The sequence below is a fragment of the Kosakonia sp. H02 genome, from assembly GCA_030704225.1.
Classification (GTDB): domain Bacteria; phylum Pseudomonadota; class Gammaproteobacteria; order Enterobacterales; family Enterobacteriaceae; genus Kosakonia.
In genome coordinates, this window is the sequence record CP131915.1 from 3498273 (window position 1) to 3514908 (window position 16636).

Annotated in this window: 18 protein-coding genes; 8 read left to right on the forward strand and 10 right to left on the reverse strand. The window is 57.6% G+C overall.

Going from position 1 to position 16636, the window contains the following annotated elements:
* Positions 1–51: 51 nt before the first annotated feature.
* Positions 52–1905, forward strand: a complete 1854-nt coding sequence (locus tag Q5705_16400) for a beta-glucoside-specific PTS transporter subunit IIABC (GenBank protein ID WLI76153.1) — start codon at positions 52–54, stop codon at positions 1903–1905.
* Positions 1906–1935: 30 nt separating this feature from the next.
* Positions 1936–2949, forward strand: a complete 1014-nt coding sequence (locus Q5705_16405) for a LacI family DNA-binding transcriptional regulator (GenBank protein ID WLI76154.1) — start codon at positions 1936–1938, stop codon at positions 2947–2949.
* Positions 2950–2988: 39 nt separating this feature from the next.
* Here the strand turns inward: Q5705_16405 and Q5705_16410 are convergent, their stop codons facing one another.
* Positions 2989–3849 carry an aldo/keto reductase family oxidoreductase gene (locus Q5705_16410; protein ID WLI76155.1) on the reverse strand — a complete coding sequence of 287 codons (861 nt, stop codon included), beginning with the start codon at positions 3847–3849 and terminating at the stop codon, positions 2989–2991.
* Between the two features lie 167 nt (positions 3850–4016).
* Here Q5705_16410 and Q5705_16415 point away from each other — a divergent pair, with 167 nt between their 5' ends.
* A complete protein-coding gene (locus Q5705_16415; GenBank protein WLI76156.1) occupies positions 4017–4970 on the forward strand; it encodes a sensor domain-containing diguanylate cyclase in 954 nt (317 codons plus the stop codon).
* 11 nt (positions 4971–4981) lie between these two features.
* Here the strand turns inward: Q5705_16415 and hycI are convergent, their stop codons facing one another.
* The 9 genes from hycI to hycA all read right to left on the reverse strand — a co-directional run bounded on the left by hycI (position 4982) and on the right by hycA (position 12779).
* Complete coding sequence (gene hycI, locus Q5705_16420; GenBank protein WLI76157.1) at positions 4982–5437, reverse strand: hydrogenase maturation peptidase HycI; 456 nt, start codon at positions 5435–5437, stop codon at positions 4982–4984.
* Positions 5430–5840 carry a formate hydrogenlyase maturation HycH family protein gene (locus Q5705_16425; protein WLI76158.1) on the reverse strand — a complete coding sequence of 137 codons (411 nt, stop codon included), beginning with the start codon at positions 5838–5840 and terminating at the stop codon, positions 5430–5432. Before Q5705_16425 ends, hycI begins: the two co-directional genes overlap by 8 nt.
* Complete coding sequence (locus tag Q5705_16430) at positions 5840–6604, reverse strand: NADH-quinone oxidoreductase subunit B family protein (GenBank protein ID WLI76159.1); 765 nt, start codon at positions 6602–6604, stop codon at positions 5840–5842. The genes Q5705_16425 and Q5705_16430 overlap by 1 nt, the downstream gene beginning before the upstream one ends.
* Positions 6604–7146: a formate hydrogenlyase complex iron-sulfur subunit gene (locus tag Q5705_16435; protein ID WLI76160.1), complete on the reverse strand. Its 543-nt coding sequence runs from the start codon at positions 7144–7146 to the stop codon at positions 6604–6606. Before Q5705_16435 ends, Q5705_16430 begins: the two co-directional genes overlap by 1 nt.
* Before the next feature lie 18 nt (positions 7147–7164).
* On the reverse strand, positions 7165–8874 hold the full coding sequence (gene hycE, locus Q5705_16440) for a formate hydrogenlyase subunit HycE (GenBank protein WLI76161.1): 1710 nt from the start codon (positions 8872–8874) through the stop codon (positions 7165–7167).
* Positions 8875–8886: 12 nt separating this feature from the next.
* Positions 8887–9813: a respiratory chain complex I subunit 1 family protein gene (locus Q5705_16445; protein WLI76162.1), complete on the reverse strand. Its 927-nt coding sequence runs from the start codon at positions 9811–9813 to the stop codon at positions 8887–8889.
* Positions 9814–9815: 2 nt separating this feature from the next.
* A complete protein-coding gene (gene hycC / locus Q5705_16450) occupies positions 9816–11630 on the reverse strand; it encodes a formate hydrogenlyase subunit 3 (GenBank protein ID WLI76163.1) in 1815 nt (604 codons plus the stop codon).
* The gene (locus Q5705_16455) at positions 11627–12235 is read right to left on the reverse strand and encodes a 4Fe-4S dicluster domain-containing protein (GenBank protein WLI76164.1); all 609 of its coding nucleotides are present in this window, start codon (positions 12233–12235) and stop codon (positions 11627–11629) included. The genes hycC and Q5705_16455 overlap by 4 nt, the downstream gene beginning before the upstream one ends.
* 97 nt (positions 12236–12332) lie before the next feature.
* Positions 12333–12779 (reverse strand): formate hydrogenlyase regulator HycA, encoded by a 447-nt coding sequence (gene hycA / locus Q5705_16460; GenBank protein ID WLI76165.1) that lies wholly within the window; start codon positions 12777–12779, stop codon positions 12333–12335.
* A 200-nt stretch (positions 12780–12979) separates the two neighbouring features.
* Between hycA and hypA the strand changes: the two genes are divergently transcribed.
* The 5 genes from hypA to hypE are packed head-to-tail and all read left to right on the forward strand — an operon-like array spanning position 12980 to position 16594.
* Positions 12980–13327 (forward strand): hydrogenase maturation nickel metallochaperone HypA, encoded by a 348-nt coding sequence (gene hypA, locus Q5705_16465; GenBank protein WLI76166.1) that lies wholly within the window; start codon positions 12980–12982, stop codon positions 13325–13327.
* A gap of 3 nt (positions 13328–13330) precedes the next feature.
* Positions 13331–14203: a hydrogenase nickel incorporation protein HypB gene (hypB, locus tag Q5705_16470; protein WLI76167.1), complete on the forward strand. Its 873-nt coding sequence runs from the start codon at positions 13331–13333 to the stop codon at positions 14201–14203.
* Positions 14194–14466: a HypC/HybG/HupF family hydrogenase formation chaperone gene (locus Q5705_16475; protein ID WLI76168.1), complete on the forward strand. Its 273-nt coding sequence runs from the start codon at positions 14194–14196 to the stop codon at positions 14464–14466. The genes hypB and Q5705_16475 overlap by 10 nt, the downstream gene beginning before the upstream one ends.
* Positions 14466–15587, forward strand: a complete 1122-nt coding sequence (gene hypD, locus Q5705_16480) for a hydrogenase formation protein HypD (GenBank protein ID WLI76169.1) — start codon at positions 14466–14468, stop codon at positions 15585–15587. The genes Q5705_16475 and hypD overlap by 1 nt, the downstream gene beginning before the upstream one ends.
* Entirely contained in the window at positions 15584–16594 is a 1011-nt protein-coding gene (hypE, locus tag Q5705_16485) for a hydrogenase expression/formation protein HypE (GenBank protein ID WLI76170.1), read from the forward strand. The genes hypD and hypE overlap by 4 nt, the downstream gene beginning before the upstream one ends.
* Positions 16595–16636: the final 42 nt, after the last annotated feature.

Here is a 16636-nt window from a genome sequence, read left to right on the forward strand (position 1 = left end):
GTTTCACCCAGTTACACCTACTCAGTTTCCGATAATAAAAGGTAAATAAAAATGGCCGTTATCAGGGATTACAACAAGTTAGCGAGTGATATCCTTCGGGAAGTTGGCGGTGAAGAGAACATCAGCAACTTCTCCCGCTGCGCCACGCGTCTGCGGCTGGTGCTGAATAAAACGCCCGAAACGGCGAAAGCGAATGTGCAGAGCCTGCCCGGCGTGATTGCGGTGGTGGAAAGCGGCGGACAGTTCCAGGTGGTGATTGGCACTCACGTCGCCGATGTGTTTAGCGCCTTCAGCGGCATGGTGAAAGAGCGCGACAACAGCGCACCGCAGAAAACACGCTGGCTGGATGCGGTGATCGCCACCATGTCGGCGGTGTTTGCGCCCATCGTTTATATCCTTGCCGCCGCCGGGATTTTGCAAGGCCTGCTGATCCTGCTCGGTCTGGCGGATGCGGATATCAAATCCACCGGCACATTTGCGGTGCTCAACTTTATGTCATGGACGCCGTTTGCCTTCTTGCCGGTATTTATTGCCATTACCGCCGCGCGCCATTTCAAATGTAACCCTTTTATTGCCGTGCTCTGCTGCTGTGCGCTGATAAACCCGGAGTGGACAACGCTGGCAGGGAAAATCGCCGCCGGTAGCGAAGTGAAATTCCTCTTCTTCCCGCTTGCGGAAACAGTCTATACCTCGTCGGTGCTGCCGCCGCTGTTCCTCGTCTGGGCGCTCTCCTGGTTTGAGCGCCGCGTGGAAAAATGGCTGCCGGACGTGATTAGCCCGCTGCTTACGCCGCTCATCTGTTTTGTGGTGATCGTGCCGCTAACGTTAATTGTCATTGGGCCGATAACCAGTTGGGCGGCACTCGGCGTGGCGAACGGTTATAACGCCCTGTTCCATGCGGCTCCGGCATTGGCGGCGGCGATTATTGGTGGCGTGTGGCAGGTGATTGTGATTTTTGGCGTGCACTGGGGCATTACGCCGGTGATCATGGCCAACTTCGACACCCAGGGTTATGACTCTTTCCAGGCCTACCAGACCATCGCGGTGATCGGCCAGATGGCGGCAGTGTTCGGCGTGTTTATCAAAAGCCGCAACAAGCAACTGAAAGCCACCTCCCTGTCGGCAGGCGTAACGGCCATTTTTGGTATCACCGAACCGGCGATTTACGGCGTGACGTTACGCTTCAAAAAGCCGTTTATCTGCGGCTGCATTGGCGGGGCGATCGGTGCCGTGGTCGCGAGTCTCTTTGGCAGCCTTTATTACGCCTATGCCGCATTGCCGGGTCTGTTTACGCTGGTGAACGCCATTAGCCCTGAAGCGCCAATGTCCTTTATTGGCGAACTGGCAGGCGCCGGCACAGCGATTGTGCTGACCGTTGTGATGGTGCAGTTTGTTGGTTTTGACGACCCGGTTGAAGAAATCCAGCCGGAAACAAACGCGCCGCTGACCGTCGGTTCGTTGCAGATGCTAAGCCCGATAAAAGGCGAAGTGATTGCGCTGGAAAGTGTGAAAGATGAAGCTTTTGCCGGCAAAGTGCTGGGCGATGGCATCGCCATTATTCCTCACGAAGGTAAAGTTGTTGCGCCTTGTGATGCGCAGGTCGCAACATTGATTGACTCTCATCACGCTATCGGCCTGATATGTGATAATGGTGCAGAATTATTGATCCATGTCGGCCTCAATACCGTTAATTTACAGGGGCAGTATTTTACGCCGTTGGTCAAAGAGGGCGACAGAGTGAGCGCAGGCACACCGCTGCTGGCATTCGATAAAGAGCACATTGAGCAGGCAGGATACGATCTGACGACGCCGGTGCTGGTGGTCAATAGCGATGAATTTACGCTTACCCGCCACCAGTCGCAGGGCGCGGTCACCGTGGGCGTGCCGCTGATGTCGCTGGCCTGAGCAGCATAAAAATAAGAGTGAGGTTGAATAATGGTAACGATACTGGATGTCGCCCGGCTGGCGGGCGTCTCCAAAGCGACAGTATCGCGCGCGCTGAATGGCAAAGTTTTTGTCCGCGAGGAGGTCAAAGCCCGCATTATGCAGGCGATTGACGAAACGGGTTACAAGCCAAACCAACTGGCGCGCAACCTTGCCAACAACAAAACCAACTCGGTGGGGTTGGTTATCACTAACGGTCTGTACAATGGCCCGTTCTTCTCCAGCATGATTTACCACGCGGCGACGGACAGCGAAATGCATGGCCGCCAGTTGGTACTGGCCGACGGTAAACACAGTGCGCAGGAAGAGCGCGACGCCATCGACCTGCTGCTGTCGCTGCGTTGTGAAGCAATCATGATTTACCCCAAATACCTGACGGTCGAGGAACTCGACGAGATTATCGATAACAGCGAAACGCCAATTGTGGTGATCAACCGCGAGCTGATTCGCCACCGCCACCAGTGCGTGTATGTCGATCATCAGCAAAGCTGCGAAACGATGATGGCGCATCTGCTGGCGCAGGGACATACGCGTATCGCGTTTGTTGCCGGTTCAGAAGGCTCGCCGACGGGCGAGAGCCGTTTAGCGGGTTATGAGAATGCGCTGCGCAAGGCCGGTATCGAGCCGGATCCGCAATTGCTGGTGCGCGGCAGCTGGAGCACCGACAGCGGCTATGAAGCCGGGCGTGAATTGCTGGCCCGCAATGTGCCATTTACCTGTGTGCTGGCGGGCAATGATGATATGGCAATTGGCGTGGCAAAAGCCTGCCAGCAAGCAGGATTACGCTTACCGCAGGATGTTTCCCTTGCGGGGTTCGATGATTCGGTGATTGGCAAATATTACAACCCGGCGCTCACCACCCTTCACGTGCCGATGGATGAGATGATCCGCCACGCGGTGGCGATTGTGTTGATGCCGGATGAAACGCCGCCGAGCGCCCATCAGGGCGAATTAGTGTGCCGGGAATCGGTAGCGACCATCGACCGTAGCGATGCCACAACGTAGGCCGGAGTAGCGTTTACGCGCCATCCGGCACACATCTTATTACGCACCAATACCGTTCAATGTCGCCAGCGCTTCTGGCGGCAGTTCAAGCTGCGCACTGGCCAGATTTTCCTGCAAATGCTGCGGGGAAGAGGTTCCCGGAATAAGCAGAATATTTGGCGAACGCTGCAACAGCCACGCCAGCGCGACCTGCATTGGCGTGGCGCCCAATGCCTGCGCGACATCATTCAACTCGCTGGATTGCAACGGCGTAAACCCGCCGAGCGGGAAGAACGGCACAAAGGCAATGCCCTGCGCATTCAGGCTGTCGATAAGCGCGTCATCCTGGCGGTTCGCCACGTTGTAGAGATTCTGCACACAGGCGATAGTCGTCATTTTTTGCGCGTCCGCCACCTGTTTCGCCGTAACATTGCTCAGGCCGATATGGCGAATCAAGCCGCTTTCTTTCAGCTTAATCAATGTTGCAAGCGGTGCCTCAAGCGATCCTTCTTCCGGCCCGTGCACGCCGAACATCGCGCGCAGGTTAACCACATCCAGCGCCTCCAGCCCAAGATTACGCAGGTTATCTTCCACCGCGCGGGTTAGCTCTTCGTCGCTGAATGCCGGCAGCCAGTTGGCTTTATCATCACGACGCGCGCCCACTTTCGTCACAATCGTTAAATTGTCCGGGTAAGGATGCAGCGCCTGTTTAATCAATTTATTGGTGACATGCGGGCCGTAAAAATCACTGGTATCAATATGATTGACCCCGGCGGCAATCGCATCGCGCAGCACCTGAATCGCGCGAGCTTCGTCAGCCGGTGGGCCAAACACGCCAGGACCGGCAAGCTGCATGGCACCGTAACCCAGACGACCCACTTCTTTGTCGCCCAGACGATATGTAAGCGAGAGTTGAGACATGGCATAACTCCTGTTTGGTAAGTCAGACGATTGTAGGTGCATCGCCAGGGGGCGGCAATTCGCAGGGAGTGCGATCCGTTTTCGCGTCAGACAAGTTATGGATATATAACGCAATAGCTATAAGAAATGTCTACACTTTAGTAAACACGGTTTATCGAGGGCGTCGTATGATTTTTCCGGCTATGCCAGTCAATGAAAGAGAGCGGCTGAAATCGCTGTATATGATGGATCTGCTCGATAAAAAGGATGACGAACGCTTTGACCGGTTAACCCGCATGGCAAAAACGACGTTTGATGTGCCGATTGCGGTGATTAGCCTGCTCGATCGCGACCGTCAATGGCTGCTCTCGCGCAGCGGCATCGATAACCGTGAAACCCCGCGCAACCTCTCTTTTTGCGCCCATGCCATTCTCGAAGAGGGCGCGTTTATTGTGAAAGACACGCTTGCCGATACGCGCTTTGCCGATAACCCGTTTGTCACCGGCGAGCCGTGGGTGCGTTTCTATGCCGGTTGCCCGGTGCGCCTGCCAGACGGCGCAATTGCCGGGACTATCTGCATTATCGATACCTATCCGCGCCCGTTCTCCAGCGCGGAAATCAACACCCTGCTTGATTTCGCCGCCATCGTCGAAGATGAGTTTTTAATCCTCAGTATGGCAATGACCGACTCCCTTACCGGCATGCCAAACAACCGGGGGTTTTATCGTTCCGGCGAAAAACGATTTAGCTGGTCAAAAGAGCACAACACGCCGTTCAGCCTGCTCTATTTCAGTATCGATAACCTGAAATCGATTAACGAAGTCCTTGGTAATAAAGAGGGCGACGCGGTGGTAAAAACCTTCTCCAGCAATCTGACCAAATGCCTGAAAGAGCAGGATATCGCCGCGCGGATGGGCGGCGGTGAGTTTGCGGTACTGCTGGGCAACAGCGCCAGTCACGATGTGGATGCGTTTTTATTCGATCTGCAAACGCGGATGGATGCCTTCGACCAGTTGCCCGGTAAGAACTACCACATCAACTACTCCCACGGCATTATCGAAAACGGTGATAAGTACACTACGCTGCGCGATATGCTCGAAGACAGCGGCAAGGTGATGTACGCGGAAAAACGCCGCAGCTAAGGCGGCGCGCATCACAGGCTGTCGAAACCGCCCTGCCCTTGCCAGCCTGCCAGCCGCTGGTAAATCGTCTCGACTGCCGCTTTTACCGGCGGCGTCATCGGGTAGTAAAAACCGACAATATCGGGCTGAATGCCGAGAAAAATCACCTCGCCAACATCCTCTTTGAGCTGATCGACAAGGTAGTTGAGCGGCATGTTGTGGGTGGTCATCAGGAACATCTCGGCAATGTCGTCCGGGTTGACCACGCGGATCTCTCCGGGGTTAAGCCCCATATCGGTCGCATCAACAATTAACAGCCGCGCTGGTCGCAATTCGCGAATGGCGACCACATCATTTTCCGGCGCGCTGCCGCCGTCGATCACCCGCCAGTTGCCCGCCGGGTTTGCCGCGCACATCTCCGCCAGCAGCGGGCCTGCGCCATCGTCGCCCATCATGCTATTGCCAACACACAGCAACACGTCAGTCACGCAGTCTCCTTACCATCAGATAGATGGCGCTCTCCTGATAAATATCGTGCAGCATCGACAGCAGTTCACGGCTCCAGGCCTGCTGCGCCGCGGTTTGCTGCGCCAGCGCGCGGTCAAAGGCATTTGCCAGTAACATCACGTGCGTGCTGTCGATAACAATTTCGCCGTAGCGCGGCACGCCTTCCATTTTCCGCCGCGCTTCACTGCCCGCCTCCAGCGTGGCGATCCACGCCAGGTACGCTTCCCACGGGCACGAGAGCGCCGTTTCCAGGCAGTCGATCACCCCAAGATGGTGGCCGATAGCCAGGCTGTAATAGACCACCTGCTGCGCTTGCGCGGGCGTTGCGTCATTTTCGTCGATAAATTTGCGCCGCAGCTGGCTAAAGACCACCGATTCGCCCATCAGATTTTCGCCTCCTGCACCACCTGGTTAAGATGGCTGACAATCTCTGTCAGGCGCGGATCGTTCTCCTGCGCCAGCCAGCGCACCACTTCATGCTCACCGGCGCTGCGCAGGCGCAGGTAGTCGTCGGCAATCTGGCGACCATAACGGTAGCCCGCCAGGCGGCGCGCGGTGCGATCCACTTTTACGCGCAGCGGCTGCACCATCGTTGGGTGCAAAATCTCCGCCGGTTGGTCGTCCTGCTCACCGGGCAAACGCGCATGGATTTTCTGCTCCAGCAGCCCCAGCGCCATAGCAAACCCATACAGCGTGGCGGCAGGCGTTGGCGGGCAGCCGGGAATATAGACATCCACCGGCACGATTTTATCGGTGCCGCCCCACACGCAGTACAGGTCGTGGAAGATACCACCGCTATTGCCGCACGCGCCGTAAGAGATACAGATTTTGGGATCCGGCGCAGATTGCCACGCCCGCAGCGCAGGCGAGCGCATCGCACGCGTTACCGCGCCGGTAAACAGCAAAATATCAGCGTGACGCGGCGACGGCACCACTTTAATCCCGAAGCGTTCGGCATCGAACAGCGGCGAAAGCGTGGCGAAAATTTCGATTTCACAACCGTTGCAGCCGCCGCAGTCCACGCGGTAGACATAGGCAGAGCGTTTAATTTTATTCAGCAGCGAGGCTTTCATGCTGGCGATGGATTCGTCCACCGTCATCGGCACTGGGATCCCGTCCGCGTCGCGTGGACCTAATAACTGGCTCATTAGCTGGCCTCTCTCATATGGCGGGTCAATTCAATACGATCGGATGGCACCAGGCACTTCTGGCGTTTGCACGCCGGGCAGGTTTCAAAGCTTTCCCGGTGCTGCTCCGCGCGGGTATCGCCATTGTGGGCCAGCAGCGCGATGGCGTAATCAATCTCTTTTTGTACCGCGAACGGGCGCGCGCACTCACGGCACTGGCACAGTTCAAAGCGCGACTGTTGCAGGAAATCGGCTTTGTTCCACACCGCCAGTTCAAACTCCTGCGAAAGCGTAATTGCCGCCGTCGGGCACACCTCTTCGCAGCGGGCGCAAAAGATGCAGCGCCCCAGATTGAACTGCCAGGCTAACTCGCCGGTGGCGAGATCGGTCTCCACCGACAGCGCATTCGACGGGCAGGCATTGACACACGCCGCGCAGCCAATGCACTGCTGCGGGTTGTGCTGCGGCTTGCCGCGAAAGTTTTTATCGACCGGCATCGGCGACAGCGGATAACGGCTGGTCGGCGTGCCGGTTTTGAGCACTTTTTTGATAAAGGTAAACATGGCTCGCGAGGTTCCTCTCTATTTCAGCGGCGAGTGCTTACGCTCAACGCTGTAACGTTCGAGCTCTTTGTAGGCCACCACCTGGCTTTTCTTCTTGCGCACATCAACCACGGTCATGCGATCGGTACAGGAGTAGCACGGGTCGAGGCTGCCAATAATCAGCGGCGCATCAGAAACGGTATTGCCGCGCAGCATATAGCGCAGGGTCGGCCAGTTGGCATAGGTCGCCGCACGGCAGCGCCAGCGGTAGAGTTTCTGGTTGTCGCCGGTCATGCTCCAGTGGATATCGTCCCCGCGCGGCGCTTCGGAAAAGCCGAGCGCGAAGCGGTGCGGAATATAGGTAAAGCCTTCCACCATCAGCGGGCCGCCGGGCAGGTTATCGAGGCCGTAATCAATCATATTCAGCGCGGTAAAGACTTCGTTGATGCGCACTTTCAGGCGCGAAATCACATCGCAGCCCTGTTCGGTATGCACCGTCATCGGCAGCAGGCCATAACCGACAAACGGGTGATCGGCGCGGGTGTCGCGGGCATGGCCGCTGGCGCGCACCATCGGGCCGACGTTACTGAAATCACGGGCAATTTGCGGATCGAGACGGCCAATGCCCACCGTACGCTGCTCAATATTCGGCGTGCTCAGTAGCATGTCGACCAGCTCCTGCACATCGCGGCGCATCTGCTGCGCCAGTTGGCGGGTCTGGATCATGTCGTCTTTCAGCATGTCGCGGCGAATACCGCCAATCAGGTTCAGACCGTAGGTTTTGCGCGCGCCGGTGAGGATTTCCGCCATCTTCATGGAGGCTTCACGCACGCGGAAGAACTGCATAAAACCGGAGTCAAAGCCAACAAAGTGGCAGGCCAGCCCCAGGTTGAGCAGGTTGGAGTGCAGGCGTTCCACTTCCAGCAAAATGGCGCGGATCATCTGTGCCCGCTCCGGCACCACAATGCCCATCGCGTTTTCTACCGAGGTGGTGTACGCGGTGCTGTGGGCGAAGCCACAAATGCCACACACCCGATCCGAGAGGAACGTTACTTCGTTGTAACCCATGCGGGTTTCGGCCAGTTTTTCCATGCCGCGATGGACGTAAAACATGCGGTAATCGGCATCAACAATGTTTTCGCCATCGACAAACAGACGGAAATGACCCGGTTCGTCCGACGTGACATGCAGCGGGCCAATCGGCACCACATTGTTTTTCTTATCACCCAGCTCGTTAATAAATTCGTAGGTTTCCGCGTCCGTCGTTGGCGCAGGACGCTGGCGGTAATCCATGCTGTCTTTACGCAGCGGGTAGAGTTCGTCCGGCCAGTCATCGGGCAACACCAGGCGGCGTTCATCCGGCAAGCCGACCGGAACCAGCCCGTACATGTCGCGCACTTCGCGCTCGCCCCACACCGCCGCTGGCACGCGCGGCGTCACGGACGGGTATTCCGGTTTCAGGGCATCAACTTCGACGCGAACCGTTATCCAGCATTTGATGCCCTGCTCCATCGACAGCACATAGTAAACGGCGAAATGGCCGTTCAGCTTGCGCTCGTCGTTGCCAAACAGCACCGACAACCAGCCGCCCTGCTGGTAATAGAGAAACTCCACCACGTCCGGCAAATAATTAATTTTGATGGTGATGGTCAGTTGATCTTTGGTCTGCCACGCCTCATCAAGCACCACGCCGGGGAATTTCTCGTGCAGCGCGGCGAGATAGTGTTGACCGATTTTTTCTTCAGACATGCATAAACTCTCTTAATAGGTCGCCAGCAAGGAGACAAAAGCCAAAAAGGCGACGCCGAAACCGGCCCAGGTGATGCGCGAGGTGGCGACAAAACGCAGGCGCGCCATGCTGTTTTCAAACAGCGCGATCACCAGCACGCCGAGCAGCAGTTTGCCCAGCGCCACGACGACTGCCAGCAGCAAGCCCGTCACGCTAAAGTCGCTCATCTGCCCCCAGGGTAAAAAGACACCGACAAACAGTTGCAGCACCACCAGTTGTTTTAAGCTGATGCCCCATTTCATCACGGCAAAGCCGCTGCCGCTGTACTCGGAGAGCGGCCCTTCCTGCAACTCCTGCTCTGCTTCCGCGAGATCAAAAGGCAGTTTGCCCATTTCGATAAAAGTGGCGAAAGCGCAGGCGCAGAGCGCCAGAAACAGTGACAGGCTGTTGTGCAGCGGCCAGTGGTAAACGGTATCGGTGATGTGTGTGATATGGGTGGAACCCGCAACCAGCGCCGCTACCCACAAACCGAGCAGCAAAATCGGCTCTACCAGCACGCCGAGCATCGCTTCGCGACTGGCACCGATGCCTGTAAACGGGCTGCCGGTATCCAGCCCGCTAATAACAAAAAAGAAGCGGGCAATCGCGAACAGGTAAATCAGGGTGATCAAATCGCCGAGCACCGGCAGCGGCGAGGCAATCGTCACCACTGGCAGCGCCGTGGCGATGGTCAGCATTACCCCGACCATCACAAACGGCGTTAACCGAAACACCCAACCGGACGCTGCCGGGGCGATACTTTGCCGCCCGAGCAGTTTGAACAGGTCGCGGTACTCTTGCAGCACGCCCGGCCCTACGCGGTTATGCAAACGCGCACGCGCCACGCGGCTAATACCAGAAAGCAGCGGCGCGAGGGCGAACAGCACCAGCGCCTGTATGGCAGCAAACAGAAAACTCATCTTCAGGCTCCTCGCGAAATCACCACAACTACCAGCACCGCCAGCTCAATCAACGCCAGCCGCCGGAACAACACCGGTGCGCCCTCACCGCGCCATCCGGGAATGGGAAGCGTCGGCTCCAGCCATTTGCGCAGCTTCAGCACCGGGGCAAAGGCCGCTTTCACCGGCATGGCAAACCCGTGCGCGGTGATAACCATCGACTCTTCGTGATCGTAACCGCACACCCAGGCACTTCCCCGGCGGCGGGCCGGCAGGCGATCGCCTTTAAGCAGCAACATCAGCAGCAGCGGTAACAGCGGCGCGGCAATCAGCAGCAGCGCCATCATCGGTTGTGAAACCACGGTATTGGCGGTTTGTAACGGCAGCGGAACGGCAGCGAACAGACGCGGTAGTAACCACGGCGCGGCAACGCCACCAATGACGCAGCACAATGCCAGCGCCGCGACACTTGCCGTCATCAGCCACGGCACCGCGCGCGGGCTTGCGGCCTGTGCGGTACGCGGCGCACCGAGGAAGGTAACGCCATAGACTTTCGCCATACACATCACCGCCAGCGCGCCGGTAATAGCGAGACCCACCGCCAGCAGCGGCCCGAGTAGTTGCAAAGAGAACTCCCCGCTCGCACTTAAGCGAAAGAAGGATTGGTAGATAACCCACTCTCCGGCAAAACCGTTGAGCGGCGGCAGCGCGGCCATTGCCATCAACCCCACCAGCATTGCCAGTGAAAGAACCGGCATCTTTTTACCGATGCCGCCGAGTTTTTCGATATCGCGATAGCCGGTGGAAAACCACAGCGCACCCGCGCCAAGAAACAGCGTGCTTTTAAATAAGCTGTGATTGAAAAGATGGTACAGACCGCCAACAAGCCCCAGCGCCACCAGCGCGGGTTGACGCAGCGCCAGCCCGGTAATGCCCGCGCCAAGCCCCAGCAAAATAATGCCGATATTCTCCAGCGTGTGGTAAGCGAGCAGGCGCTGAATGTTGTGCTCCATCAGCGCATACAACCCGCCGACAAAGGCGGTAATGATGCCAAACACCAGCAGCGCCACGCCCCACCATAGCGGCGGCTGGCCGCCGAGCAGAGAGAGATTCAAAATACCGAACAGGCCGATTTTCATGACCACAGAGGAAAAGAGCGCCGCCGCCGGAGCCGGTGCGTTGGCATGGGCCTGCGGCACCCAGGCATGCAGCGGAATAATCCCCGCCAGCAGGCCAAAACCGATAACACCTGTCAGCCAGATGCCGCTGCTCAGCGGTTGTCCATTTAAGACGGCGAAATCCAGTGTCTGATAGCGCTGCCACAGCAGCCAGCAGACAATTGCCAGCAACAGCGTGCCAAGGCGACCCATGGCAAACCACAGTTTGCCCGATGCGCTACAGCCGGTGAGGAACACTGCACTTAGCGCCATGATCTCTGCCATTACCACCAGCGCGCCAAAACTCGCCGCGCTCACGGCGCAGATCGCCGCCGCCAGCAATAAATTGATCAGCAAACCGTTGGCTTGCACCTGCTCATGGCGATGCCAGGCAATGTTATACAGGCTGGTAAACGCGCCGCAAACGCCGAGGGTAATCAGCCATACTGCACTCAGCGGTGTGACCAGGATGTGATACTCAATCAGCGGGAGCGTGCCGGTCAGGGTTTGTGCGTCGAGCAGGACACTGATGCCTGTCACCGTTGCCAACACGCTGCCAACGACGCCGCCAATACCGGCCAGCAGGCCGCTGAAGATTTTTACTGGCGTAAAGAGATACGCCAGCGCCGCTGCGCAGGTAAGCACCAGTACGGCACCGCTAAGCAAAGAGAGAAGAGTCATTTCGCGCTCCCGTTACGCTGCGTAAATAACGACAAATCGCCGTAATCGGTATTCAGGGTTTGCTCGCGCTTGCGCCGGCTAGCTCGGGCAATATCACGGTTATTCACCAGATGCAGCGCTTTGGTCGGGCACATACGCACGCAGGCCGGGCCTTGAGAATCGAAATGGCAGAGATCGCATTTCACGGCGATGGCGCGAACGCCGGGCACCCAGTCCAGCAAGCTGCTGACCCGCGCAGGCGCAGGGGGCGCTGCGGGCGCTTTCGGGCTGTTGACGTTGGCCGGAATATCCAGCGGGCGGCTCCCGGAAAATTCGATAGCGCCAAAGGGACAGGCAATTGCGCATAGCTTGCAACTGACGCACAGGCTTTCATTAAGCTGCACCGCGCCATCGATGCGGTTAATGGCATTGACCGGACAGACGCCTGCGCAGGGGGCATCTTCACAATGGTGACACTGCTGCGGCGCGGATTCATGTTCATTGCGCATCACGCGCAGGCGCGGCATGGCTTGCAGCCCATGCGCCCGGTGCGTTTCCGCGCAGGCGGCTTCGCAGGTGTGGCAGCCAATACACAGTGCGGAATCGGCAATTACAAAACGGTTCACCAGTTCATCCTCAGGTGATTCACCCGGCTTACGGGCGGTCATTTTTGACGAAACGTGTCGCCCGGCGTGTCACTTCGACACCCGTCGACACCCAAACTCAGGCCAGCGCCAGCGTGGCGAGATTGACCGGCGTATCCGCTTCCATGGCGACGTACAGGGTGGTGTAAACGGTGGCGATTTTGTCGAGATAGTGCTCGAGCACTTTTTCACGATCCTGCGCGCTGAACACGCCATCGACTTTGCCATCGCTGGTGAGCCAGGCCTCGCCAATCACGTGCTTATCGTCGCTATCTTTGTTGGCAATTGCGTATTCGATGGTGTGGCCGTTAAAGCCGCCGGACAGCGTGATGTAAACCGTGAAGTGCTCGAACAGGACAAAACTGAGCTGCTGTTCCGGCGCACAGCCAATGGCGTGATGTAAACGCGCTCTGGAGAGCGTAATCCCCTGAACCAGCGCGTTGCAGTAATTGCGCCACGCGTCTTGCAGGCGGTGATGCCGCCCGGCGATGTAATCTGCCTTTTCGCTAATTTCCCAAATCGTCATGTCTGCTTACCCGGTTAATTGAAACAACGGCGGTAAAGCATCATCCGTGCCAAATTTTAATTGCTTGATTTTTATGAAAATAAAGTGGGATAGCAGAAGATTTCGACGTGTCATCTCGACATGTTCGACATCGTCACAGTGACTAAACCGGCGGTGGCACTGTTATTGCATCTAAGGCGGCAAAGCCATGAGGAGGCGTTATGCATGAAATAACCCTGTGCCAGCGTGCGCTGGAAGTGATTGAACAACAGGCGGCGGCGAACGGTGCCCGAAAAGTCACCGCCGTGTGGCTAAAAATTGGCGCATTTTCTTGCGTCGAAACGGAAGCTTTAACGTTTTGTTTTGATCTGGTTTGCCGTGGCAGCCTGGCGGAAGGTTGTACACTGCACATCGAAGAACAACAGGCCGAGTGCTGGTGTGAGTCTTGCCAGCAATACGTCACGTTACTTAGCCAGCGTGTGCGCCGCTGTCCACAATGCCACAGCGACCAGTTGCAGATCGTCGCCGATGACGGAATGCAAATTCAGCGACTGGAAATTGAGGAGTAAACAATGTGTACAACATGTGGTTGTCAGGACGGAAACCTTTATATAGAAGGTGACGAGCATAATCCCCACTCCGCGTTTCGCGGCGCGCCTTTCGCCCCGGCGAACCGCCCGGCGTTAAAAATCACCGGGGTGAAAACCGACAATTTCAGCCCGACGCAGCTCGATTCCGGCGATCTGCATTATGGTCACGGTGAAGCCGGAACCCATGCGCCAGGCATGAGCCAGCGGCGGATGCTGGAAGTCGAAATCGACGTGCTGGATAAAAACAACCAGATCGCCGCCCGCAACCGCGCCCGCTTCGCCGCCCGCCAACAGCTCGTACTGAATCTCGTGTCCAGCCCCGGCTCCGGCAAAACCACCCTGCTTACGGAAACGCTCCAGCGCCTGAAAAATCGCCTCCCTTGCGCGGTTATCGAAGGCGATCAGCAAACTGTCAACGACGCCGCGCGCATTCGCGCCACCGGCACCCCGGCGATTCAGGTCAATACCGGCAAAGGCTGCCATCTTGATGCGCAGATGATTGCCGATGCCGCGCCGCGCCTGCCCCTTGATGAACACGGCATTCTGTTTATCGAAAACGTCGGCAACCTGGTCTGCCCGGCCGGGTTTGATCTCGGCGAGCGTCATAAAGTGGCGGTGTTATCCGTCACCGAAGGGGAAGACAAGCCGCTTAAATACCCGCATATGTTCGCCGCCGCCTCGCTGATGTTACTCAATAAAATCGACCTGCTGCCGTACCTTAATTTCAACGTTGAACAGTGCATCGCTTACGCACGGGAAGTGAACCCGGACATTGAGATCCTGCTGGTTTCCGCCACCAAAGGCGACGGCATGGACGCGTGGCTTGACTGGCTGGAGACGCAACGATGTGTATAGGCGTTCCGGGTCAAATTTGTGCCATTAATGGCTTACAGGCCAAAGTGGATGTCAGCGGTATTCAGCGCGATGTGGATTTAACCCTCGTCGGCAGCCATGACGAAAACGGCCAGTCGCGCCTTGGGCAGTGGGTGCTGGTGCATGTTGGTTTCGCGATGAGCGTGATTAACGAAGACGAAGCGCTGGATACCCTGGCAGCGCTGCAAAACATGTTCGATGTCGAACCCGATATCGGCGCGCTGCTCTACGGCGAGGAGAAATAATGCGTTTTGTCGATGAATACCGCGCCCCGGAACAGGTGATGCAGTTGATTGCTCACCTGCGCGAACGGGCAACGCATCTCACTTACACCGAAGCGCGCCCGCTGCGCATTATGGAAGTGTGCGGCGGTCACACCCATGCCATTTTCAAGTTCGGCCTCGACCAGCTATTGCCGGACAATATTGAGTTTATCCACGGCCCTGGCTGCCCGGTTTGCGTGCTGCCGATGGGGCGCATTGATACCTGCGTGGAGATTGCCAGCCACCCGGAGGTGATTTTCTGCACCTTTGGCGATGCCATGCGCGTGCCGGGGAAAAACGGTTCGCTATTGCAGGCGAAAGCGCGCGGCGCGGATGTGCGCATTGTCTATTCACCGATGGACGCGCTGGCGCTGGCGGAAAAAAATCCGCAGCGCAAAGTGGTGTTCTTTGGTCTCGGTTTCGAAACCACCATGCCCGCCACCGCCATTACGCTGCAACAGGCGAAAGCGCGTGATATCGACAATTTCTGGTTCTTCTGCCAGCACATTACGCTGATTCCGACGCTGCGCAGCCTGCTCGAACAGCCGGATAACGGCATTGATGCTTTTCTCGCGCCCGGCCATGTCAGCATGGTGATCGGTACAGAGGCTTACACTTTTATCGCCGATGAGTTTCAGCGCCCGTTAGTGGTGGCGGGTTTCGAACCCCTGGATCTGTTACAGGGCGTGGTGATGCTGGTCGAACAGAAAATTTCCGCCCACAGCCAGGTGGAAAACCAGTACCGCCGCGTAGTGCCGGATGAGGGCAACCGGCTGGCGCAGGCTGCCATCGCCGAGGTGTTTACGGTACGCGGCGACAGCGAATGGCGCGGGCTGGGGTTAATTGGCGAGTCCGGCGTCCATCTGACAGAGCACTACCAGCGTTTCGATGCCGAAGCGAATTTTCGCCCGGCGGTGCAGCAGGTCTATGACGACCCGCGCGCCCGCTGCGGCGACGTGCTGACCGGGCGATGCAAACCGCACCAGTGCCCGCTCTTTGGCAACACCTGTAACCCGCAAACGGCCTTTGGTGCATTGATGGTCTCGTCCGAAGGCGCCTGCGCGGCCTGGTATCACTATCGCGCTCAGGAGAGTGAAGCATGAATGACGTCCAGATGGCGCACGGCAGCGGCGGCCAGGCGATGCAGCAGCTAATCAGCCAGCTTTTTATGGAAGCCTTTGCCAACCCGTGGCTGGCGGAGCAGGAAGATCAGGCGCGCCTTGATTTAACCACGCTGGCAGCGGATGGCGACAGGTTGGCCTTCTCTACCGACAGCTATGTTATCGACCCGCTGTTTTTCCCCGGCGGCGATATCGGCAAGCTGGCGGTCTGCGGCACGGCGAATGATATTGCCGTTAGCGGCGCCACGCCGCGCTACCTCTCCTGCGGTTTTATCCTCGAAGAAGGCCTGCCGATGGCAACGCTGAAAAGCGTGGTTGAGAGCATGGCGGAAACCGCCCGCCGCGCCGATATCGCCATTGTGACCGGTGATACCAAAGTGGTGCAGCGCGGCGCGGCGGACAAACTGTTTATCAATACCGCCGGGATCGGCGCTATCCCAACCTCCCTTCGTTGGGCGGCAGCGTCACTTCAGCCGGGTGATGTGTTGCTGGTCAGCGGTACACTTGGCGATCACGGTGCCACCATTCTCAACTTACGTGAAGGGCTAGGGCTGGACGGCGAACTTACCAGCGACTGTGCGGTATTAACGCCGCTGATCGCGCAGTTACGCCATATTCCCGGCGTGAAAGCCCTGCGCGATGCCACCCGTGGCGGTGTTAACGCAGTGGTGCATGAATTTGCCGCGTCTTGCGGCTATGGCATTGAATTAAATGAGCGGAGTTTGCCGGTCAAACCGGCAGTGCGCGGGGTTTGCGAGCTGCTGGGGCTGGATGCGCTCAATTTCGCCAATGAAGGAAAACTGGTGATTGCCGTACAGCGCGAGGCCGCAGAGCAGGTGCTGGCACAATTACGCGCTCATCCATTAGGGCGCGATGCAGCAATAATTGGGGAAGTGGTCGAACACAAAGGTGTGCGGCTGGCAGGGCTTTATGGCGTAAAACGCCTTTTAGATTTACCCCATGCGGAGCCGCTGCCGCGGATTTGCTAGGTTTTTTTATTTTTTTCACACCTGTTGGTGTGTTCCTGGATG